At 69.8% G+C, this 21111-nt stretch carries 16 protein-coding genes; 10 read left to right on the forward strand and 6 right to left on the reverse strand.

Going from position 1 to position 21111, the window contains the following annotated elements:
* Window positions 1–25: 25 nt before the first annotated feature.
* Entirely contained in the window at window positions 26–1594 is a 1569-nt protein-coding gene (locus tag SPR02S_RS36705) for a CocE/NonD family hydrolase (RefSeq protein ID WP_019062005.1), read from the reverse strand.
* 116 nt (window positions 1595–1710) lie between these two features.
* Entirely contained in the window at window positions 1711–2466 is a 756-nt protein-coding gene (locus tag SPR02S_RS36710) for a hypothetical protein (protein WP_026151187.1), read from the reverse strand.
* A gap of 142 nt (window positions 2467–2608) precedes the next feature.
* Between SPR02S_RS36710 and ggt the strand changes: the two genes are divergently transcribed.
* Window positions 2609–4408, forward strand: coding sequence for a gamma-glutamyltransferase (gene ggt / locus SPR02S_RS36715; protein WP_026151188.1), 1800 nt, complete (start codon window positions 2609–2611; stop codon window positions 4406–4408).
* Here the strand turns inward: ggt and SPR02S_RS36720 are convergent.
* Together SPR02S_RS36720 and map are read right to left on the reverse strand one after the other, a co-directional pair.
* The gene (locus SPR02S_RS36720) at window positions 4392–6935 is read right to left on the reverse strand and encodes an ATP-dependent Clp protease ATP-binding subunit (RefSeq protein WP_019062008.1); all 2544 of its coding nucleotides are present in this window, start codon (window positions 6933–6935) and stop codon (window positions 4392–4394) included. The genes ggt and SPR02S_RS36720 overlap by 17 nt on opposite strands.
* Window positions 6936–7055: 120 nt before the next feature.
* Complete coding sequence (gene map / locus SPR02S_RS36725) at window positions 7056–7823, reverse strand: type I methionyl aminopeptidase (RefSeq protein WP_019062009.1); 768 nt, start codon at window positions 7821–7823, stop codon at window positions 7056–7058.
* Window positions 7824–7855: 32 nt separating this feature from the next.
* Here map and SPR02S_RS36730 point away from each other — a divergent pair, with 32 nt between their 5' ends.
* From SPR02S_RS36730 to SPR02S_RS36770, 9 genes are all read left to right on the forward strand, one after another.
* Window positions 7856–8107, forward strand: coding sequence for a helix-turn-helix domain-containing protein (locus SPR02S_RS36730; RefSeq protein WP_019062010.1), 252 nt, complete (start codon window positions 7856–7858; stop codon window positions 8105–8107).
* A gap of 189 nt (window positions 8108–8296) precedes the next feature.
* Window positions 8297–9964, forward strand: coding sequence for a hypothetical protein (locus tag SPR02S_RS36735; RefSeq protein WP_019062011.1), 1668 nt, complete (start codon window positions 8297–8299; stop codon window positions 9962–9964).
* A 288-nt stretch (window positions 9965–10252) separates the two neighbouring features.
* Window positions 10253–11095, forward strand: a complete 843-nt coding sequence (locus SPR02S_RS36740) for a nitrilase-related carbon-nitrogen hydrolase (RefSeq protein WP_019062012.1) — start codon at window positions 10253–10255, stop codon at window positions 11093–11095.
* Window positions 11092–12378, forward strand: coding sequence for an aspartate aminotransferase family protein (locus SPR02S_RS36745; protein ID WP_019062013.1), 1287 nt, complete (start codon window positions 11092–11094; stop codon window positions 12376–12378). The genes SPR02S_RS36740 and SPR02S_RS36745 overlap by 4 nt, the downstream gene beginning before the upstream one ends.
* A gap of 28 nt (window positions 12379–12406) precedes the next feature.
* Window positions 12407–13987, forward strand: coding sequence for a PucR family transcriptional regulator (locus SPR02S_RS36750; RefSeq protein ID WP_019062014.1), 1581 nt, complete (start codon window positions 12407–12409; stop codon window positions 13985–13987).
* A 155-nt stretch (window positions 13988–14142) separates the two neighbouring features.
* A complete protein-coding gene (locus tag SPR02S_RS36755; protein ID WP_019062015.1) occupies window positions 14143–14985 on the forward strand; it encodes a nitrilase-related carbon-nitrogen hydrolase in 843 nt (280 codons plus the stop codon).
* Window positions 14986–15122: 137 nt separating this feature from the next.
* Window positions 15123–16526: a dihydropyrimidinase gene (gene hydA, locus SPR02S_RS36760; protein ID WP_019062016.1), complete on the forward strand. Its 1404-nt coding sequence runs from the start codon at window positions 15123–15125 to the stop codon at window positions 16524–16526.
* An 11-nt stretch (window positions 16527–16537) separates the two neighbouring features.
* On the forward strand, window positions 16538–17557 hold the full coding sequence (locus SPR02S_RS36765) for a TIGR03842 family LLM class F420-dependent oxidoreductase (RefSeq protein WP_019062017.1): 1020 nt from the start codon (window positions 16538–16540) through the stop codon (window positions 17555–17557).
* Window positions 17558–17684: 127 nt separating this feature from the next.
* The gene (locus tag SPR02S_RS36770) at window positions 17685–19217 is read left to right on the forward strand and encodes an NCS1 family nucleobase:cation symporter-1 (RefSeq protein ID WP_019062018.1); all 1533 of its coding nucleotides are present in this window, start codon (window positions 17685–17687) and stop codon (window positions 19215–19217) included.
* 23 nt (window positions 19218–19240) lie between these two features.
* Here SPR02S_RS36770 and SPR02S_RS36775 read toward each other — a convergent pair whose 3' ends face one another.
* Entirely contained in the window at window positions 19241–19912 is a 672-nt protein-coding gene (locus tag SPR02S_RS36775; RefSeq protein ID WP_026151189.1) for a hypothetical protein, read from the reverse strand.
* Between the two features lie 173 nt (window positions 19913–20085).
* Complete coding sequence (locus SPR02S_RS36780) at window positions 20086–21081, reverse strand: carboxymuconolactone decarboxylase family protein (protein WP_019062020.1); 996 nt, start codon at window positions 21079–21081, stop codon at window positions 20086–20088.
* Window positions 21082–21111 lie beyond the last annotated feature (30 nt).

A 21111-nucleotide genomic window follows, 5' to 3' on the forward strand; every position in this document is an offset into this window, starting at 1 on the left:
TTGCCCGGCCGGCAGCAGCCGGAGATCACTGCTCGCGGAGCGGGATCGACACGTACGACGGGTCGTTCGCCGGCGAGGAGAAGGTCAGCTGCGCGCCGGACGGGTTGTGCTCGATGTAGAGCGGGTCGACCGTGTCGACGACCAGGGCGAGATGATGCCCTGCCGGGACGTCGTAGGCCGTGGAGAACAACTCCAGGTCCACACCGAACGGCTGGCCGGGCTGCTGCCCGTGCCAGGTGTACGGCGCGTTGCTGACCAGCTTGCCGAGGCCGAGCGGGCCCACGTCGTAGAGGTACGCGACGAGGGTGCCGCTCTCCTTGGTGTCCGTGACCGTGGTGTGCAACTTCACCGTCCCGCGCACCTGTTGGGCACTCGCGTACTTCCCCGACTGCCATACGGCGGCCCAGCGGCGCGGCAGCAGCGGGATCGACGCGACCGGGGGCACCTGCGCGACCTGGTCGAGGATGCTGGACAGGAAGACGATCCCGCCGTCCGCGCCCGAGTCGACGTTGGTGTGGATGGTGGTCGTGCCCGCGAGGTCGATCTTCTTCCGCGTCGCGCCGACCGACTTCCAGTCCGGATAGCCCTCGTAGCCGCCCGTGGAACGGGACTTGAGCTCCACGGGCTGCTCGCGGTTGATCCCGTTGTCCGTGCCCTTGAGGTAGTGGTCGAACCAGCGCTCGGTGTCCGTCCACACGTCGTTGGGCAGCCCCAACAGTCCGGTCAGCTCGGCGGTGGCGTGGTCGCCGGGGCGGAGTTCGAGCCGCTTGGGACCGCTCAACTTGCCGTAGAAGTCGGCGATTTGGTTGGGCGGGAAGATCGTGTCGCCCCAGGCGTTGGCGAGCATGATCGCCGCGCCGTTCTTGTTGATCTGGTCGACATAGGTCGAAGCCGAGCGCACCTTCCCCCAGTTGATCATCTCCTGTTCCTTGGACAGGTCGGAGGCGAAGAAGTCCTTGAAGACCTGGCTCGTCTCCGCGCTCGGGCGGCCGGTGACGAGGCCGACGCCGTCCAGCAGGGCGGTCGCCTGGGAGTGTTCGGTACGGCCCGAGTAGATCGAGTCGATCAGGTCCGCCCAGCCGCTCAGCGAGGCAACTGCCTTGATCCGCTTGTCGTGTGCGGCCGCGAGCAGGCTGATTCCGGCGCCGTACGACACGCCCGCCATGCCGATGTGCCGTACGTCGGACGGGGTGTTGGCGAGCGCCCAGTCGATCACCTTGGAGGCGTCGGCCACGTCCTTCGGGCCCGCCACCTCTATCCCGCCGCCGGACTGCCAGAAGCCGCGGACGTTGTAACTCACCACGACATAGCCGGAGTTCGCGAGCTTCTCGGCCTGGGCCAGGTACTGGACCTGGGGGAATCCCCAGGCCGTTGGCATGACGAGCAGCGGGTAGCTGTGCGAGCCGTCCGCGCCCGCGGGCGTGACGACGTTCGCCGCGAGCTTCGTACCGCCGTCGCCGGTGATGTCGACGAAGCGGACGCCGTTCGTGGCGGCCTGGGCCGCGGGAGCGAGCCCGAGGACGCCTCCGGCGATCAGGGTCGCGGAGACGGCGCCCACGGCGGTCGTACGCAGGGCCTGGCGACGGTTTCGCACGGGTCACTCCTCACACGTGTCAATGCAAAGTGACCCGACGGTAACCGGGATTCCCTACCTTGGGTAACCCGCCAGTAAGTTACGTGCCAGTAAAGATTGTTGACGTGTGTGCGAACTCAGGTGGCGCGGTGTGAACTGCGTGGAGCCGGTGCAGGCAGCGGGGTCTCCGCGGCCCGTGTGACGTCCGCGACCAGCTCCACCACATCCGGGCCGTACGCCTGCGAGTTGACCACCTTCAGCAGCAGGACGAAGGTGTTGCCGCCGTGTTTGCGGGCCAACTTCTCATGGTTGCGGGCGAGATAGCGGGACGCCGCCTGGTTGGTGATCGCGCGCTGGCCGCAGAAGAGGAACACCGGCCGTGCGCCGCCCAGTTGGCCGGCGGTGAGGCGGGCGAGGAGGACGTACTCGCCCTTGCCGGGCTCAAGTCGGTAGCGCTCGCTGCCTATTTGGAACGCGCCCCGGTCCGGCCCGGGCTCGGCGTCGATGTTGACGCGGATGCCGGGCAGCAGGGACGCCAGATGCGCGGCCATCCGGCGGTTGGAGGCCGGGCCGCCCACACAGAACTCGGTGCGCTCGCCGAAGCCCTGCTGGGCCGCGTCGTGCGCGACGACCTGGGCGTGCGCGTTGCAGTCCTTGATCAGGGCGGCGAGTTCGAGGAGCGCGAACACGTCGTGCCGCATCACCGTGAGTTCCGGGCCGCCCGCCTCGCGGTTCACCACGAGCAGCGACTCGGAGTTGTCGGGCAGCCCGAAGAACGCCTGCTTGCGCCGGAGTTTGCGCCGCCACAGATAGGTGCGGGCGAGCCAGCCGAGCGCGGCGCTGATGCCGGCGGCGGCCACGCCCAGAACGATGTTGCGCACGTCGTCATTCATGGGCGCGCATGTTAGCGGCCCAGCATGGCTGGTACGTACCGGTGTTCGACGTATGGCACTCGTGTGACAGTGGCGCGAGGTGGTCTGTTGGGGTCATGGCAATGTGGCTACGCTGCGCGGACGGTCCCGACTGGAGGTACGGATGCGTCGCCCTGTGGCACGGAAACTGTCGGTCCTGGCGGTCTCGGCCGCCGTCGTGTCGGTCGGGGCAGCGGCCCCGCCGGCGGCAACGAGCAGCACACCGACGAAGGTTCCGGTCGCCGTCGGCTACGGCGGTGCCGTGGCGAGCGTCGACGCGGACGCCACCGCCGCCGGTATCGAGGTCCTGAAGAAGGGCGGCAACGCGGTCGACGCGGCCGTCGCCACCGCCGCCGCGCTCGGCGTCACCGAGCCCTACTCCTCCGGCATCGGCGGAGGCGGCTACTTCGTCTACTACGACGCCAAGTCCCGTACCGTGCACACCATCGACGGCCGTGAGACCGCGCCGCTGACCGCCGACTCCAACCTCTTCGTGGAGAACGGCAAGGCCCTCGCCTTCGCCGACGCCGTCAGCAGCGGCCTCAGCGTCGGCACCCCGGGCTCGCCCGCCACCTGGCAGACGGCACTCGACCAGTGGGGCAGCAGGAAGCTCGGCATGGTGCTCAAGCCCGCCGAGCGGATCGCCAGCGACGGCTTCACGGTCGACGACACCTTCCGCAGCCAGACCGCGGCCAACGAGACCCGCTTCCGCTACTTCCCCGACACCGCCAAGCTGTTCCTGCCGGGCGGCTCGCTCCCGGTCGTCGGCTCCACCTTCAAGAACCCCGAACTCGCCAAGACCTACCAGGAGTTGGGGAAGAAGGGGGTCGGTGCGATCTACCACGGCGACCTCGGCAAGGACATCCTCGCCACGGTGAACAGCCCCAAGGTGGAGGCCAGTTCCGGCTGGAACGCCCGCCCCGGCAAGCTGTCCGCCAAGGACCTCGCGGCCTACCGCGCAAAGCTCCAGGCGCCCACGAAGACCTCGTACCGGGGACTCGGTGTCTACTCCATCGCGCCCTCCTCCTCCGGTGGCACGACCGTCGGCGAGGCGCTCAACATCCTTGAGAAGACGGACCTTTCGAAGGCGAGCGAGGTCCAGTACCTGCACCACTACATCGAGGCCAGCCGGATCGCGTTCGCGGACCGGGGGCGCTGGGTCGGCGACCCCGCCTTCGAGGACGTACCGACGAAGGAACTCCTCTCGCAGAAGTTCGCCGACTCGCGTGCCTGCCTCATCAAGGACGACGCGGTGCTCACCAGCCCACTGGCGCCCGCCGACCCGCGCAACCCGACGGCCTGCACCGCCGCGGGCACGGCTGCCCCGACGACCTACGAGGGCGAGAACACCACGCACCTCACCGTCGCCGACAAGTGGGGCAACGTCGTCTCCTACACGCTCACCATCGAGCAGACCGGCGGCAGCGCGATGACCGTGCCCGGCCGTGGGTTCCTGCTCAACAACGAGCTGACCGACTTCTCCTTCACCCCGGCCAACCCGGCCGTCCACGACCCGAACCTGCCGGGCCCGGGCAAGCGCCCGCGCTCGTCGATCTCGCCGACGATCGTCCTCGACAAGCACAACAAGCCGGTCGTGGCGCTCGGTTCACCCGGTGGCGCGACCATCATCACCACTGTGCTCCAGACACTCACCGAGTTCCTCGACCGGGGGCTCCCGCTGGTGGACGCGATCGCGGCGCCTCGTGCCAGCCAGCGCAACGCGGCCAACACGGAACTCGAACCCGCGCTGTACAACGGCGACTTGAAGACCCAGCTGCAGGCCATCGGGCATTCGTTCACTCTCAACCCGGAGATCGGCGCGGCGACCGGTGTGCAACGGCTCCCGAACGGGGAGTGGTTGGCCGCCGCCGAGAAGGTACGGCGGGGCGGCGGGTCGGCGGCAGTCGTCAACCCGGCGCCGTAGCAGGTCCGTCGGGGGCGGGCGGCGGCGCTTCCGTCCGGAACGCGAGCCGCCCGTCCTCCACGTCCACCGTCACCTGGCCGCCCTCCGAGATGCGGCCGTCCAACAGCAGCCGGGAGAGCTGGTTGTCCACCTCGCGCTGGATCGTGCGGCGCAACGGGCGGGCGCCGTACTCGGGTTGATAGCCCTGGCGGGAGAGCCAGTCGACCGCCGGGTCCGTGAACTCGACCGTGATGCCCTGCGCGTGCAGGAGACGGCGGGTGTGTTCCAGCAACAGCTCGGTGATCAGGCGGAGTTGCTCGGCGCTGAGCCGGCGGAAGACGACGATCTCGTCGATGCGGTTGAGGAACTCGGGACGGAAGTGCTCGCGCAGCGGGCGCAGGATCTGCTCGCGCCGGGCCTCCTCGTCCGCGTCGGCACCACCAGGGCCGAAGCCGATACCGGCGCCGCGCCGGGTGATCGCCTCGGAGCCGAGGTTGCTCGTCATCACGATCACCGTGTTGGTGAAGTCGACCGTGCGGCCCTGCGCGTCGGTCAACCGGCCGTCGTCCAGGACCTGGAGCAGGATGTTGAAGACGTCCGGGTGTGCCTTCTCGACCTCGTCGAGGAGGAGCAGCGAGTACGGGTGGCGGCGCACGACCTCGGTGAGCTGACCGGCCTCCTCGTGGCCGACGTAGCCGGGCGGGGCGCCGACCAGCCGGCTGACCGTGTGCCGTTCCTGGTACTCGCTCATGTCCAGGCGGACCATCCGGTCCTCGCTGCCGAACAGCGCCTCGGCGAGCGCGCGGGCAAGTTCCGTCTTGCCGACGCCTGTTGGGCCCAGGAAGAGGAAGCTGCCGATCGGGCGGTCCGGGCTCGCCAGCCCGGCGCGGGAGCGCAGCACCGCGTCCGACACGACCCGGACCGCTTCCTCCTGGCCGACGACCCGCCGGTGCAGGTGTTCCTCAAGACCGAGCAGCCGGTCCTTCTCCTCCGCCGTGAGACTGCTCACCGGGATACCGGTCTGCCGTGACACGACCTCGGCAATCGCCTCGGCGGTGACCTCCAGGTTCTGCCCCTCGTCACCCTGGTCCTCACCACCGGCCTCGGACAGCCGCACCTTCAACTCAGCGATCCGGTCGCGGAGTTGCGTCGCCTTCTCGTAGTCCTCGTCGGCCGCCGCCTGGTCCTTGTCCCGGGAGAGCTGCTCCATCTCGCGCTCCAGGGCCCGTACGTCCGTGCCCTTCGTGCGCGCCCGCAGCCGTACCCGCGCGCCCGCCTGGTCGATCAGGTCGATCGCCTTGTCGGGCAGTCTGCGGTCGGTGAGATAGCGGTCCGAGAGTTCTACGGCCGCCACCAATGCCTCGTCGGTGTACCGGACTTGGTGGTGCGCCTCGTAGCGGTCGCGCAGTCCGCGCAGGATCTCGATCGCGTCCGGGACGGTCGGTTCGGGTACGAGGATCGGCTGGAACCTGCGGGCCAGCGCCGCGTCCTTCTCGATCCGGCGGTACTCCTCAAGGGTCGTAGCACCCACGATGTGCAACTCGCCGCGTGCCAGGGCCGGTTTGAGGATGTTGCCGGCGTCCATGGAGCCGCCCTCGCCGCCACCGCCCGCGCCGACCACGGTGTGCAACTCGTCGATGAACACGATCAGTTCGTCCGAGTGGGCGCGGATCTCGCCGACGATGTTCGTCAGCCGCTCCTCGAAGTCGCCCCGGAAGCGGGTGCCCGCGACGACGCCGGTGAGGTCGAGTGCGACGACTCGCCGCCCCACCAGTACGTCCGGTACATCGCCGTCGATGATGCGCTGCGCGAGGCCTTCCACGATCGCGGTCTTGCCCACCCCCGCGTCGCCGATCAGCACCGGGTTGTTCTTGCCGCGCCGGGACAGCACCTCGATGGTCTGCTCGATCTCCTCGTCGCGACCGATCACCGGGTCGATACGGCCGTGGCGGGCCAGGTCGGTGAGGTCGCGGCTGTACTTGTCGAGGGTGGGGGTGGCGGTGGGGCGGGGCTGGTCCGTGCGGGGCTGTGTGCCGTCCATGGCCTCGGGCGGCAGGCCCGTGGGGGCGTAGCGGGCCGCGTTCAGGATGTGACCGGCCGCCGAGTCCGGGTTCGCGGCGAGTGCGCCCAGGACGTGCTCGGGGCCGATGTATCCGGTGCCGCCCGCCCTGGCCAGGTCGTGGGCGTCCAGGAGGGCGCGTTTGACGGCCGGGGTGAGGGCGAGCGACGTACCGTCCGGGGGTTGGGCGGGTCCTGAGCGCTCGTCGATCTCTGCGGCCAGGGAGTCGGGGTCTGCGCCTGCCCGGGTGAGGAGGTCACGGGTTGGCTCTGCGGACAGGGCGGCGCGGAGTAGGTGCTGGGTGTCCAGGTCGTGGCTGCCGTGTTCTGCCGCGTACTGGGCGGCGCCGCGAACGAGGTCTCTGGCCGGCTGGCTGAGTAGGCGGCCTATGTCCACGTCCCGTGGGCCAGGGCGGGCGGCTCCGTCGAAGAAGCGGGCCAGGAACTCGCCGAACGGGTCGTTTTCCGGGTCTGTGTAGCCGCTGGTCATCAATCCACCATGGCACGGGCCACTGCGTGGGGCATGTGCAGGTTTGGGGGGATTGCGGATGGTTTTTGTCTGCGGGTGCGTTGTGGCTGGTCGCGCAGTTCCCCGCGCCCCTAAAAGCACTCAGCGCGCCGTAAGAATCCTGGGACCGTCCTCCGTGATCGCCACCGTGTGTTCCACGTGGGCCGCTCTTGAGCCGTCGTTTGTCTTGAGGGTCCAGCCGTCCTTTGCCGCGTGGTAGTCGTCGCGGCCGCTCGCGATCAGCATGGGCTCGATCGCGATGACCATGCCGTGGCGGAGGGGGAGGCCTCGGCCGGGGCGGCCCTCGTTCGGGACTCCGGGGTCCTCGTGCATCTGGCGGCCGATGCCGTGGCCGCCGAAGTCCTCCATGATGCCGTAGCCGGCCGTGCGGCACACCGTGCCGATCGCGTGGGCGATGTCGCCGATGCGGTTGCCGACGACGGCCGCGTCGATGCCCGCCGCGAGCGCGCGCTCGGCGGTGTCGATCAGGCGGACGTCGGCGGGGCGCGGCTCGCCGACGATGAAGCTGATCGCCGAGTCGCCGGCCCAGCCGCCCAGCTTGGCGCCGAAGTCGATCGAGACCAGGTCGGCGTCGCGCAGCCGGTAGCCGTCCGGGATGCCGTGCACGATCGCGTCGTTCACGGAGGCGCAGATGACCGCGGGGAACGCGGTGGGCGCGAAGGCGGGGCGGTAGCCGAGGAAGGGGGAACCCGCGCCGGCCGCGCGCAGCACGTCGTGCGCCACCTCGTCCAGTTCCAGCAGGGAAACGCCTACGTCGGCGGCCTCCCGAACGGCCGTGAGGGCGCGGGCCACGACCTGGCCCGCCTCGTACATCGCATCGATAGACGTGTCCGTCTTGAGTTCCACCATGCCAATTACTATACCGGTATTAGAATGACGGCATGGTACGCACCCCTCTCACCCCCGAAGAGCGCGAACGCGGCGAACGGCTCGGCCGGCTGCTCCGTGAGGCCCGCGGTGGCCGGAGCATGACGGATGTGGCGGCGCACGCGGGCATCTCGGCGGAGACCCTCCGCAAGATTGAGACGGGCCGGGCACCGACGCCGGCCTTCTTCACCGTGTCCGCCCTCGCCGAGGCGCTCGGGCTGTCGATGGACGAACTCGTGGTCAGGTGCGCGCCGTTGGCGGCCTGAATCCGAGAGTGTTTACCGCACCTTGACGGGAGACGTGCGTCGGATCCGGCGTGAACCCGGCGGGCTCATAGTCGGGAGGCGTAGGCTCCCAGATCTCTGCGCCCGGCTCGAAAAGCTTCCGTAGCCGCGTCGTAACACAAATGGTGTTTTCTACGGATCGGAGCATTCCGGTCTGGCGGGAGTTGGGGCATGGCTGTGGATCAACTCCCCGGACAGGTGCGGGAGTTCGCGAACTACCTCGACGGACTTCTGGCGCGCCTTGACCAGGGCGGCGGCTGGTGCGGGGTGTTCTGGCAGCGCGATCCCGATGGCATGCAAGCCTGTCTGAGCGGGCGTGAAGTGCCGCCCTGGGACGTGGTGGAGGCGCTGCTGCAGGACCTCGCCGCGGAGTACGGCCACGGTGTCGCGACCCAGGAGAAGGAGCGGGCCCACGCCCTGCACGCCGCCGCGCTCGCCGCGTTCGACGCCCGCCCCGGCAGCCGTGATGCCCTCAGTGACCGGCTCGACGTGATGCTCCGTGAGCAGAAGTACGCGGCCGAACGGCAGTCGGAACTGGGGCGGTTGCTCAACTCCGCCGGCACCCGGGAAGAGGCCGACGCCCTCCGCCTCGACCTCGCCTGGGCCCACGACGACCATGAGCGCGCCACCGCCCGCTGCGCCGAACTCCGTGCCCGCATCGAGCAGTTGGACAACTACGTCCACATCCAGGGCACTCGGGCCATCCACCGCGACCGGCACGGCAACGTGTTCCGGGTCGACGACACGTTCGACGCCCAGAACAACGCCTACGCCCAGAACACCGCCTACGACCAGAACTCCGCCCCGCATCGACTGCCCCGCCAGCGCGACACCGAGCAGATACCCGTCACCGGACCGCAGGGCGGATACGACGGCGCCGGACGCGCCGCGGACCCCGACTACTGGCAGCCGGACACCACGAGCCGCGAGCACGCCGGCTACGAGGGGACGTACGGGGACGGCCAGGCCCCCGACGCGCGGCGCGGCTACGAGGAGTTCGAGCGCGCGAACCCCGACTACGGCAACCCGGAACCGGACCTCACGACGGGTGCGACCGAGACCCCCGACCGGGCCGCCGCCGACCAGGCCCCCGCCCCCAAGCAACGCAAGCGCCGCCGAGGCAGCGCCCGCTTCGCCGGCGTCGACGAGGACGATACAGCCGCCCCGGCACCGGGCCCCGCAGCCGCCGTACCGGAAGCCCCCGCACCCGCACCCGCGCCCGCCGCGCGCCGTACCCCGCGCGGAGCCCGTTTCGCCGGGGCCGCGCGGCCGGTCGAGCGGGCGCAGCCGAAGCGGGAGGCGTTGGACGACGAGGCGCGGCAGGTCACCGTGGAGGCCGTGCAGCGGCTCGTGGGGCTGCGGCGCGAAGGCCGTAGCGGCGAGGCGCACGCGCTGCTCGCCGAGGCCTCGTACTGGCCCGCCGCGCGGTTCCCGCTGCTCGCGGCCGAGCTGCAGCGCGCCGGGCTCGGCGCGGACTGGGCGACACTCCTGTGGGAGGCCGCCTCGCTGCCCGCCGACCGGCTGGTCGGCGCGGCGGACGCGTTGGTCGCGGCGGGCCGCACGGCGGACGGCGAGCAGATCCTGCGGCAGGGCGTGGCCCGCCCCGCCGAGGAGATAGGCGAGGCCGTGCTCGCGCTGGTCGCGGAGGGGCGCCGCCGGGAGATCCGCGCGCTTCTCGACGCCTACGTCCGGGTCCGCACCTCGGAGGAGGCGGCCCGCAGTGTGGCCGCCGACCCGCAGCAGCTGGTTCCGCTGCTGCTGGAGGCCGCCAAGGGCGCCTCCGACGAATGCCACTGGGACCTGGTCCACGCCCTGCGGGTGGCGGGCTTCAGCGCGTGAGCGCTCCGCTGGGTTAGCGGTTGGGTACGTGGTTTTTCGGCCGCGCGTCGGTGGGGGCTGGGCGCGGCCACGCGGCGGAGCCGCATATCGATACAGCCCCGTGCCCCTTACGGGGCGCCGGACCCGGCTACCCGGCGCAGCGGCTCACCCACCGGAGGGTGAAACGCGATCGACTCCGCGGGTTAACGGCGATGGTCTTGGCAAGGCTCCTTCAGAGGCTTACGTTCATCCCTCTACGGCCTTGTCTACGGGCGTAGAGGCTCTGGCGTCCCGTCGAAGGAGCAGCTCATGGCCAACGTCGTACGCGCCGCTCTGGTCCAGGCCACCTGGACCGGCGACACCGAGTCCATGGTGGCGAAACACGAGGAACACGCCCGCGAGGCGGCCCGCCAGGGCGCCCAGATCATCGGGTTCCAGGAGGTGTTCAACGCCCCCTACTTCTGTCAGGTCCAGGAACCCGAGCACTACAGCTGGGCCGAGCCGGTGCCCGACGGGCCGACCGTGCGTCGTATGCAACAGCTCGCGCGCGAGACCGGCATGGTGATCGTCGTCCCGGTCTTCGAGATCGAGCAGGACGGCTTCTACTACAACACCGCGGCCGTGATCGACGCCGACGGCACCTTCCTCGGCAAGTACCGCAAGCACCACATCCCGCAGGTCAAGGGCTTCTGGGAGAAGTACTACTTCAGGCCGGGCAACGCGGGCTGGCCCGTCTTCGACACCGCGGTCGGCAAGGTCGGCGTCTACATCTGCTACGACCGCCACTTCCCCGAGGGCTGGCGCCAACTCGGGCTCAACGGCGCCCAGTTGGTCTACAACCCGTCCGCCACCTCGCGCGGCCTCTCCGCCTACCTCTGGCAGCTGGAGCAACCGGCCGCAGCGGTCGCCAACGAATACTTCATCGCCGCGATCAACCGTGTGGGACAGGAGGAGTACGGGGACAACGACTTTTACGGGACGTCGTACTTCGTCAACCCGCGAGGCCAGTTCGTCGGCGATGTCGCCGGCGACAAGGACGAGGAACTCGTCGTGCGCGACCTGGACTTCGGGTTGATCGAGGAAGTTCGCCAGCAGTGGGCGTTCTACCGCGACCGGCGTCCCGACGCCTACGAAGGGTTGGTGCAGCCGTGACCAAGGACCTGCTGGGACGCCACCGGGACGTACTCCCCGACTGGCTCGCCCTGTACTACCAAGACCCGTTGGAGATCACGCACGGCGAGGGCCGGCACGTCTGGGACGCCGAGGGCAACAAGTACCTCGACTTCTTCGGCGGCATCCTCACCACGATGACCGCGCACGCGCTGCCCGAGGTCACCAAGGCGGTGAGCGAGCAGGCCGGGCGGATCAACCACTCGTCCACGCTCTACCTCAACCGTCCGATGGTCGAACTCGCCGAGCGCGTCGCCCAGTTGTCCGGCATCCCCGACGCCCGCGTCTTCTTCACCACCTCGGGCACCGAGGCCAACGACACCGCCCTGATGCTGGCCACGACGTACCGGCGCAGCAACCAGATCCTGGCCATGCGCAACAGCTACCACGGCCGCTCCTTCAGCACGGTCGGCATCACCGGCAACCGCGGCTGGTCCCCGACCTCGCTGTCCCCGCTCCAGACGCTCTACGTCCACGGGGGTGTTCGGACCCGCGGACCCTACGCCGACCTGAACGACGCCGAGTTCATCGCGGCCTGCGTCGAGGACCTGAAGGATCTGCTCGGTCACGTCCGACCGCCCGCCGCGCTGATCGCCGAACCGGTGCAGGGCGTCGGCGGGTTCACCTCCCCGCCCGACGGTCTCTACGCCGCCTTCCGTGAAGTCCTCGCCGAGCGCGGGGTGTTGTGGATCGCCGACGAGGTGCAGACCGGCTGGGGCCGTACCGGCGACCACTTCTGGGGCTGGCAGGCGCACGCGGAGAACGGGCCGCCGGACATCCTCACCTTCGCCAAGGGCATCGGCAACGGCATGTCCATCGGCGGTGTCGTCGCCCGCGCCGAGATCATGAACTGCCTGGACTCCAACAGCATTTCGACCTTCGGCGGCACCCAGATCACCATGGCGGCGGGCCTCGCCAACCTCACCTATCTGCTGGAGCACGACCTCCAGGGCAACTCCCGGCGCGTCGGTGGTCTCCTCATCGAGCGGCTGCGGGCAGTCGCGGCACAGCATCCCGGCGTACGGGAGGTGCGCGGGCGCGGGCTGATGATCGGCGTCGAGCTGGTGAAGCCCGGCACCGACGAGGCCGACCCGGACACCGCGTCCGCCGTACTCGAAGCGGCCCGCGAGGGCGGCCTGTTGATCGGCAAGGGCGGCGGACACAACACCAGCGCCCTGCGCATCGCCCCACCGTTGTCCCTGACCGTCGCGGAGGCCGAGGAGGGCGCCGCGATCCTCGAACGGGCTCTGAGGAGCACGCAGTAGAGCACGAGCTGAACAAGGGAAGACCGTCATGACCACCTCCTTGGGAACTCCGCGAACCCTGGACGCCCTGGAACCCGCCCTGTCGGTGCGCCAGGTCCTCGGGCTGGAACGGGTCCTCGCCGGGGAACCCGAGGTGGTGGCCGGCGCGAGCCAACTCGACCGGCTCGTGCGGTGGGTGCATGTCGCCGAGGCCGCTGACGTCGGCGTGATGCTCACCGGCGGCGAGATGGTCCTCACGACGGGGGTCCTTCTCGCCGGCGACGAGGCCGCGCAGGCCGAGTACATCCAGTCCCTGCACCGCGCGGAGGCCTCGGCCGTCGTACTCGGCCTGGGGCGGGCCTTTCCCGCCCCGCCGGACGTGATGCGCCGTGCGGCCGAGCGGTGCGGGCTGCCCATGGTGGTGCTCCACCGGCCCTTCCCCTTCGCGGAGTTGACGGAAGAGGTCCAATCCCGGCTGGTACAGCGGAAGTTCGCCGCCGTGAGCCTCTCCGAGGCCGTACGGACCGCGCTCACCGGACTCATCACCGGCGGCGCCCCGCTGCAGAGCCTGCTCGACGAGGTCGCCGCGCACAGCGCCTGCCCCGTCGTCGTCACCAACCTCGCGCACCGCGTCCTCGCCACGGCGGGGGAACGGTCGGCCGTGGACGACGTGCTGCGCGACTGGGAGCGCATCTCCCGGCAGGCCGGCGGCAGCGAGGGCGACGGCTGGATCCGCGCCGAACTGGGCGGACGCGGCGAGCGCTGGGGCCAGATCATGCTCTGCGGCTACCGCGGCGACACCGCCACCGGACGCCTCCTCGCCGACCGCGCCGCCGAGGCCCTCGTCCTGCACCGCATGCTCGGGGGTTCCGCCCACACCTGGGAGGAACAGTCCGCCCAGAGCCTGATGACCGACCTCGCGAGCGGTGTCGTACCGGCCCGCCAACTCCTGCCCCGCGCCCGCGCGGCCGGACTCCCCGTCAACCGGCGCACCTTCGTCCCGATGGTCGTACGCGACGGCGACACGGCCCAGCTCGACCGCGTGCTACGGCTGTTGGGGCTACCCGGACTCGTCGCCGAACTGGCCGACGGAGTTACCGCCGTCCTGCTCAGCCTGCCCCGCGACCAGGACGCGGACGCCCTCGCCGCGCACTTCGCGAGCCGACTGCGCACCGAGTCGGGGGCGTTGAAGGCGGTGGTGGCCGCCGCCGGTCAGCGCACAGTCTGGGACGACGTGCCCGCCGGTCTGCGCGAGGCACAGCACGTCGCCGACGCCGTGGCCGACTCCAGCGACGCCCTCGAACTCCCCGCCGTCGTACGCCTCAAGGACGTTCATCTGCGCGGCCTGATCCGGCTGTTGAGGGACGACCCGCAGGTGCAGTCGTTCGCCGAGCGGGAGTTGGACGGCCTGCTGTGCGCGGCCGACGAGGACCTGCTCGCCGTACTGCGGACGTATCTGGCCACCGGCCGCAACAAGTCGCGCACCGCGCAGCTCCACCACGTCTCGCGGCCCGCGCTGTACCGCCGGCTGGAGGCGATAGAGGGCCGGCTCGGGGTGGATCTCGACGACTTCGAGCAGGCCGCATCGGTGCACATCGCGCTCCTCGCGCACGACGCGCAACAGGGGTGAAACATGGGACTACCTGGGAAAACGGCGGTGAAACATGCGCCCACGACAGGGTGACACCGTGGAACGCCGCGCGCCCGCAGACGTGACACCGTGCAACTCAAACCCGACTTCAGGGCTTCCTAAGCTCCTCGCACACCTAGCGACCGGAGGTCCCGATGAGCACAGTGATTCGTGCCGCTCTCTTCCAGACAGCCTGGACGGGCGACAAGGAGTCCATGATCCAGGTACACGAGCAGGCGGTCCGCGACGCGGCCGCGCAGGGCGCTCAAGTCCTGTGCTTCCAGGAGCTGTTCTACGGACCGTACTTCTGCCAGGTCCAGGACAAGGCGTTCTACGAGTACGCCGAGGCGATCCCGGACGGCCCGATCGTCAAGCGCTTCCAGGCGCTCGCCAAGGAGCACGGCATCGTCCTGGTCCTGCCGATGTACGAGGAGGAGCAGCCGGGCGTCCTCTACAACACGGCGGCCGTGATCGACGCGGACGGCTCCTACCTCGGCAAGTACCGCAAGCACCACATCCCCCAAGTCCCCGGATTCTGGGAGAAGTTCTACTTCCGCCCGGGCAACAGCGGCTGGCCCATCTTCGACACCAAGGTCGGCAAGATCGGCGTCTACATCTGCTACGACCGGCACTTCCCGGAGGGCTGGCGTGCGCTGGGCCTCGCGGGTGCGGAGATCGTCTTCAACCCGTCGGCGACCTCGCGCGGCCTCTCCGCCTACCTGTGGCAGCTGGAGCAGCCTGCTGCTGCCGCCGCCAACGAGTACTTCGTCGGCGCCATCAACCGGGTCGGCGTCGAGGACCTGGGCAACAACGACTTCTACGGCACGACGTACTTCGTCGACCCGGAGGCCCAGTTCGTCGGCGAGGTGGCCAGCGACAAGGAGCCCGAACTGGTCGTCCGGGACTTGGACTTGGCCAAGCTGCGCGAAGTCCGAGACCGCTGGCAGTTCTACCGCGACCGCCGCCCGGACGCGTACGGCCCTCTGACCGCACCGTAACTCGGATAGTTTCCGCGCCCCTCGGAGGGCGAAGCCCTCTTGAGGGGCGCGGGGCAGCGTCCATTGGCGGCTTCGCCGCGGGGCGCGCCCAGCCCCCACAGACCCGCACCAGACCACAATCCAGCGGAGTCAAAACAATGAGCACCCGTACCGTCATCCGCGGCGGCCTAGTCATCACCGCGTCCGACGAACTCCACGCCGACGTCCTGATCGAAGACGGCCGAATCGCCGCCCTGGCAACCTCCGGCACAACCGTCGCCGACGGCTGGACCGCCGAGAAGGTCATCGACGCCACCGGCAAGTACGTCATCCCGGGCGGTGTGGACGCCCACACCCACATGGAGATGCCGTTCGGCGGAACGAAGGCGGCCGACACGTTCGAGACCGGCACCCGGGCCGCCGCCTGGGGCGGTACGACGACCATCGTCGACTTCGCCATCCAGAGCGTCGGCGGAGCCCTCCGCGAGGGCCTCGACGCCTGGCACGCCAAGGCCGAGGGCAACTGCGCCATCGACTACGGCTTCCACATGATCGTCTCCGACGTCAACGAGGACACCCTCAAGGAGATGGACCTGCTGGTGCAGGAGGGTGTCACCTCCTTCAAGCAGTTCATGGCCTACCCGGGCGTCTTCTACAGCGACGACGGCCAGATCCTGCGCGCCATGCAACGCGCCGCCGACAACGGCGGGTTGATCATGATGCACGCCGAGAACGGCATCGCGATCGACGTCCTCGTCGAGCAGGCGCTGGCCCGCGGCGAGCGGGACCCCCGCTACCACGGCGAGGTCCGCAAGGCCCTCCTCGAAGCCGAGGCCACCCACCGCGCCATCAAGCTGGCGCAGGTCGCCGGAGCACCCCTCTACGTCGTGCACGTCTCCGCGATGGAAGCGGTCGCCGAGCTGGCCAAGGCGCGCGACGAAGGGCTCCCCGTCTTCGGCGAGACCTGTCCGCAGTACCTGTTCCTGTCGACGGACAACCTCGCCGAGCCCGACTTCGAGGGCGCGAAGTACGTGTGCAGCACGCCGCTCCGGCCGAAGGAGCACCAGGCCAAGCTGTGGCAGGGCCTGCGCACCAACGACCTTCAGGTGGTCTCCACCGACCACTGCCCCTTCTGCTTCGTGGGCCAGAAGGAACTGGGACGCGGGGACTTCTCGAAGATCCCCAACGGCATGCCGGGCGTCGAGAACCGCATGGACCTGCTCCACCAGGGCGTCGTCGACGGACACATCAGCCGCCGCCGCTGGATCGAGATCGCCTGCGCCTCCCCGGCGCGGATGTTCGGCCTCTACCCGAAGAAGGGCACCATCGCCCCGGGCGCCGACGCCGACGTCGTCATCTACGACCCGCACGCCGAGCAGATCGTCTCCGCCGAGACGCACCACATGAACGTCGACTACTCGGCGTACGAGGGCAAGCGCCTCACCGGCCGCGTCGAGACCGTCCTCTCGCGCGGCGAACTCGTCATCACCGAGCGGGAGTACACCGGGCACGCGGGCCACGGCGTCTACACCCCGCGCTCCACCAGTCAGTACCTCAACTAGGAGTGGCGCACATGGACTTCGGACTCGTCCTGCAGACCGACCCGCCGGCCTCGCGGGTCATCAGCCTGATGAAGCGCGCCGAGCGCAACGGCTTCACCTACGGCTGGACCTTCGACTCCGCCGTGCTGTGGCAGGAGCCGTTCGTGATCTACAGCCAGATCCTGGCCAACACCACGAAGTTGACGGTCGGCCCGATGGTCACCAACCCGGGCACCCGCACCTGGGAGGTCACCGCCTCCACCTTCGCCACCCTGAACGACATGTTCGGCAACCGCACGGTCTGCGGCATCGGCCGCGGCGACTCCGCGATGCGTGTGGCGGGCCGAACTCCCAACACCCTGGCCCGGATCAGCGAGGCCATGAAGGTCATCAGGGCGCTCGGCTCCGGCCAGGAGGCGGACCTCGGCGGCACGGTCATCAAGTTCCCCTGGGCCAAGGAGGACGCCCAACTCCCGGTCTGGATGGCCGCGTACGGCCCCAAGGCGTTGAAGATGACCGGCGAGGAGGCCGACGGCTTCATCCTCCAGCTCTCGGACCTCTACCTCACCGAGTACATGGTGAAGGCGGTCAAGGACGCGGCCGTCGCCGCCGGGCGCGACCCGTCCGAGGTCAAGATCTGCGTCGCCGCCCCGGCTTACGTCACCGAGGACGACTCGCCCGAGGCGCTCGCCCACGCGCGCGACCAGTGCCGCTGGTTCGGCGGCATGGTCGGCAACCACGTCGCCGACCTCGTCTCCAAGTACGGCGAACACTCCGCCGCCGTACCCGAGGAACTCACGGACTACATCAAGGCCCGTGAGGGGTACGACTATTCGCATCACGGTCGCTCCGACAACCCCGACACGGCCTTCGTGCCCGACGAGATCGTCGACCGGTTCTGCATCATCGGATCGGCCGAGAAGCAGATCGAAAAGCTCAACGCCTTGAAGGAGTTGGGCGTCGACCAGTTCGCCGTCTACGACATGCACGACGCGCAGGAGGCCACGATCGACGCCTACGGGTCGAAGGTGATCCCGGCCGTCAACGGCTGACGCACACCCGCACCACCGCTCAACTCCCCGTCCCCCCACTCCAGTTCTCCCCCTCCCCGCCGTCCCGGGGAGGGGGGCCGGAGCCCCGCACGGCCTCTCCGGACCCACCTCATCGATTGGCCTGCCCATGACCGACATAGCTCCCACGGCCGTACCCCCGACCGCTCAAGTCACCCTCGCCGACGGGCGGGTGGAGATCGCCCCGGGGTCCCCGCTGCCCAGCGGGCCGTACGCCAACGACGACCTGCTGCCGGTTCCCGTCGAGAAGCGCACCTGGACCACGTACAACTTCTCCGCGCTGTGGGTCGGCATGGCCCACAACACGGCTTCCTGGACGCTTGCTTCAGGTCTCATCGCCGTCGGCATGGACTGGAAGCAGGCGGTGTTCACCATCGCCCTGGCCAACCTGATCGTGCTCGTGCCGATGCTGCTCACCGGGCACGCGGGACCGAAGTACGGCATCCCCTTCCCGGTCTTCGCGCGTGCCTCGTTCGGTGTGCGCGGCGCCAACCTCCCCGCTGTCGTGCGGGCGTTGGTGGCCTGCGGCTGGTTCGGCATCCAGACCTGGATCGGCGGTGAGGCGATCTTCTTCCTCGCCGGCAAACTGATCGGGGACAGTTGGGCCAACGCTTCACACATCGGCGGGTACGCCTGGACGATGTGGCTGTCGTTCGCGCTGTTCTGGGTGCTCCAAGTGGCCATCATCTACCGGGGTATGGAGACGATCCGCCGCTTCGAGAACTGGGCGGCGCCCTTCGTGCTCGTCGGCGCGTTCGTGATGCTGTGGTGGATGAGCGACAAGGCCGGCGGCTTCGGCCCGCTCTTCGACCAGCCCTCGAAGCTCGGTTGGGGCGGTAGCTTCTGGAAGCTGTTCTGGCCCTCGCTCATGGGCATGATCGGCTTCTGGTCCACGCTGTCCCTGAACATCCCGGACTTCACCCGCTACGGCAAGAGCCAGAAGGCCCAGACATGGGGCCAGGCGCTCGGCCTGCCGACCACGATGACCCTGTTCGCGTTCCTGTCGGTGATGGTCACCTCCGGCTCGCAGGCGGTCTACGGCACGGCGATCTGGGACCCGGTGCAGCTCGCGGCGAAGACGGACAACGTCGTGGGCCTGCTGTACGCGTTGGTGACCGTGCTGGTGGCGACCCTGTCCGTGAACATCGCGGCCAACCTGGTCTCGCCCGCCTTCGACTTCTCCAACATCGCGCCCCGGAAGATCAGTTTCCGCACCGGCGCCCTCGTGACCAGCGTCCTCGGTGTGCTGATCTTCCCGTGGAAGCTGTACTCCGACCCGCAGGGCTACATCTTCACCTGGCTCGGTCTGGTCGGCGGTCTGCTCGGCACGGTCGCCGGCATCCTCATCGCCGACTACTGGATCCTGCGCCGCGGCAAGCTCGACCTCGCCGACCTGTACCGCAAGGGCGGCCGCTACTGGTACGACGGCGGCTGGAACTGGCGGGCCGTCGTCGCCTTCGTGGTGGGTGGCGTACTCGCCGTGGGCGGCGCCGACTTCCACCCGCTGATCGACGGCCGGCCCATCCCGGCCCTGTCCTCGCTCGCCGACTACGGCTGGGCCGTGGGCCTGGGCACGTCGATGGTGCTCTACGTCGCGTTCACGCTGCTGACCGGAAAGAAGCCGACGCCCGTCGAGGCGTAGGACCTGTTGGTGGGGCGGTAGGGCTAGCTGGCCTTGCCGCCCTCCAGCGCGGTCACCGCCTCCTTGGCGGCCTTGATCGCACCCTTGTTGATGACGTCCGTACTCGGCGCCTTCTTGTTCTCGAAGTCGCTGCCGTTGTACGTGATGGTCACCAGCGCGTTGCCCGCGCGGACGACGACCGTGCCCTCACGGGTCTGCTGCTTGTCCTCTGTGGTGAGGTTCACGATGGAGTAGGCCTGGTCGCCGAGCCCGGGAACGGCCCCGCCGCCGCTCTTCTCCGTAGTCGTCTCGGTGTACGACTTCTGTGCCGCCTTGTCCGAATCCGTGATCTCGTACGACACGTCGAGCCAGCGGTAGTCGTACCCCTTGAGCGCGTTCCACGAGCAGGTGCGGCGCACCTTCGTGTCCGTCGACGGGATCTCCTTGCCGGCCGTCTTCGCGCCCGGCACGAGCGACTTGATCGTCGCCGCCGCCACACTTCCGCACGGGGCGGGGGAGGTGGCGTACGCCTTGGCCACGGGCGCCGTCGACGGGGCCGAGATCCCGGACGAGGCGGCGGCGTCGGGCGTCGACTTGTGGTCGGCGGTCGTCGTCGCGGCGAACGGTCCGGACGTCAGGGCCCAGCCCATCGCGGCGAGCACGACGACCGGCGACAGACGCGCGGTGAGAGCGAGCGGCAGAGGAAGAGAACGCAAGTCGCACTTCTCGTGGGGGATGGTGCGGAGCGGGTCCGCACTGCGGACGGGGACGCCAGTGTCACATGACAGCCTGTGAGGCGAAAGCATGAACTCGCTCCGTGCCTGTGCGGTGACAGTGCCTCACTGTCGACGGGCCGTGTGTCCCCAAATGTCCGCCCCTTGTCCGCACCTCACGCCCGCGCGGCACGCACCCGCATCGTCGTCTCGATCCGTTCGACGGCCGCGAGCGCCCCGTACGCGATCAGCCGCACCAGACCCGCATCGCCGTGTCCCGGCCGTCGCCAGGCGGCGACATCCTCCTCCGTGATCCGGTACGGGGCGAGCGCGGCCAGCACCGCCAGACGCGCGGCGGGCCGCTCCCGCCGGTTCGGAAAGCCGCGCAGGACGACCGGCGGATGCGACCCGTCCCAGGCCCACAGCGTCTCCCGTACGAGCGTCCGGTCGTCGGCGTCGAGCAGCTCGGCGCCCGCGAGCGCGACCGTGCGCAGCGCGTCGTAGGCCGGGCCCACCGGCGTTCCTGCCGCCCACTCCGGGCCGGGTCCTGGGTCGTCGAGCAGGGGAAGTGCCGCTCCCGGTACGGCAGTTCGGCGCACGGTGCGGGCGACGCTGCGGCCCGCCAGGCTCCGTACGGCCCGGAACCGCTGGGCGTTGCCCGGCAGGAGCTGTTCGGTCAGCAGGGCCGACACGACGCGGTTGATGAAGTGGAAGGCGAGGGCGGTGCCCAGGTAGGCGGGCGCCTGCTCGCGCGGGAACGGGTACGGCGTGAGGTGCGCACCCGGGACACGCGTCCGGCGGCCCCAGTCGAGCACGCGCGCGTGCTCCGCGTTCTCCGGTGTGCCGCCCCGGGCCAGGTGCTCGGCGAGGGCGTGGTCGCCGGTGGCGTGCAGCAGGACGGTGTGCGCGTCCGCGCAGAACGGGCACTTGTTGGCGAGCGAGACACCGAGCGCGGCCAGCTCCTTGCCGGTGCGGCTGCCGTCGCCCGCGATCAGCGACTCCCGCATCAACGCCCAGGCGGGCGCGAGGAGTTCGGGCGCGGAGGACAGGACCACGAAGGTCGGGGGCCGTTCGATCCCGAAATCGACGGCGATCTGCTCGAAGACCTCGGCGGTGCGGCCGGTGGCGGACTTCGGCGACGGCGGCCGAGTGTGCCGGAAGGGTGTGGGCATGGCAGCAGCGTGCGCGGCGGGGGCGGGTCG

The sequence above is a fragment of the Streptomyces prunicolor NBRC 13075 genome (assembly GCF_000367365.1).
GTDB lineage: Bacteria > Actinomycetota > Actinomycetes > Streptomycetales > Streptomycetaceae > Streptomyces > Streptomyces prunicolor.

Coding starts and splice junctions, on each gene's coding strand:
- SPR02S_RS36710 (WP_026151187.1), bottom strand. CDS start 2,466: ATGAATGACGACGTGCGCAACATCGTTCTGGGCGTGGCCGCCGCCGGC.
- ggt (WP_026151188.1), top strand. CDS start 2,609: ATGCGTCGCCCTGTGGCACGGAAACTGTCGGTCCTGGCGGTCTCGGCC.
- SPR02S_RS36720 (WP_019062008.1), bottom strand. CDS start 6,935: ATGACCAGCGGCTACACAGACCCGGAAAACGACCCGTTCGGCGAGTTC.
- map (WP_019062009.1), bottom strand. CDS start 7,823: ATGGTGGAACTCAAGACGGACACGTCTATCGATGCGATGTACGAGGCG.
- SPR02S_RS36730 (WP_019062010.1), top strand. CDS start 7,856: ATGGTACGCACCCCTCTCACCCCCGAAGAGCGCGAACGCGGCGAACGG.
- SPR02S_RS36735 (WP_019062011.1), top strand. CDS start 8,297: ATGGCTGTGGATCAACTCCCCGGACAGGTGCGGGAGTTCGCGAACTAC.
- SPR02S_RS36740 (WP_019062012.1), top strand. CDS start 10,253: ATGGCCAACGTCGTACGCGCCGCTCTGGTCCAGGCCACCTGGACCGGC.
- SPR02S_RS36750 (WP_019062014.1), top strand. CDS start 12,407: ATGACCACCTCCTTGGGAACTCCGCGAACCCTGGACGCCCTGGAACCC.
- SPR02S_RS36755 (WP_019062015.1), top strand. CDS start 14,143: ATGAGCACAGTGATTCGTGCCGCTCTCTTCCAGACAGCCTGGACGGGC.
- hydA (WP_019062016.1), top strand. CDS start 15,123: ATGAGCACCCGTACCGTCATCCGCGGCGGCCTAGTCATCACCGCGTCC.
- SPR02S_RS36765 (WP_019062017.1), top strand. CDS start 16,538: ATGGACTTCGGACTCGTCCTGCAGACCGACCCGCCGGCCTCGCGGGTC.
- SPR02S_RS36770 (WP_019062018.1), top strand. CDS start 17,685: ATGACCGACATAGCTCCCACGGCCGTACCCCCGACCGCTCAAGTCACC.
- SPR02S_RS36780 (WP_019062020.1), bottom strand. CDS start 21,081: ATGCCCACACCCTTCCGGCACACTCGGCCGCCGTCGCCGAAGTCCGCC.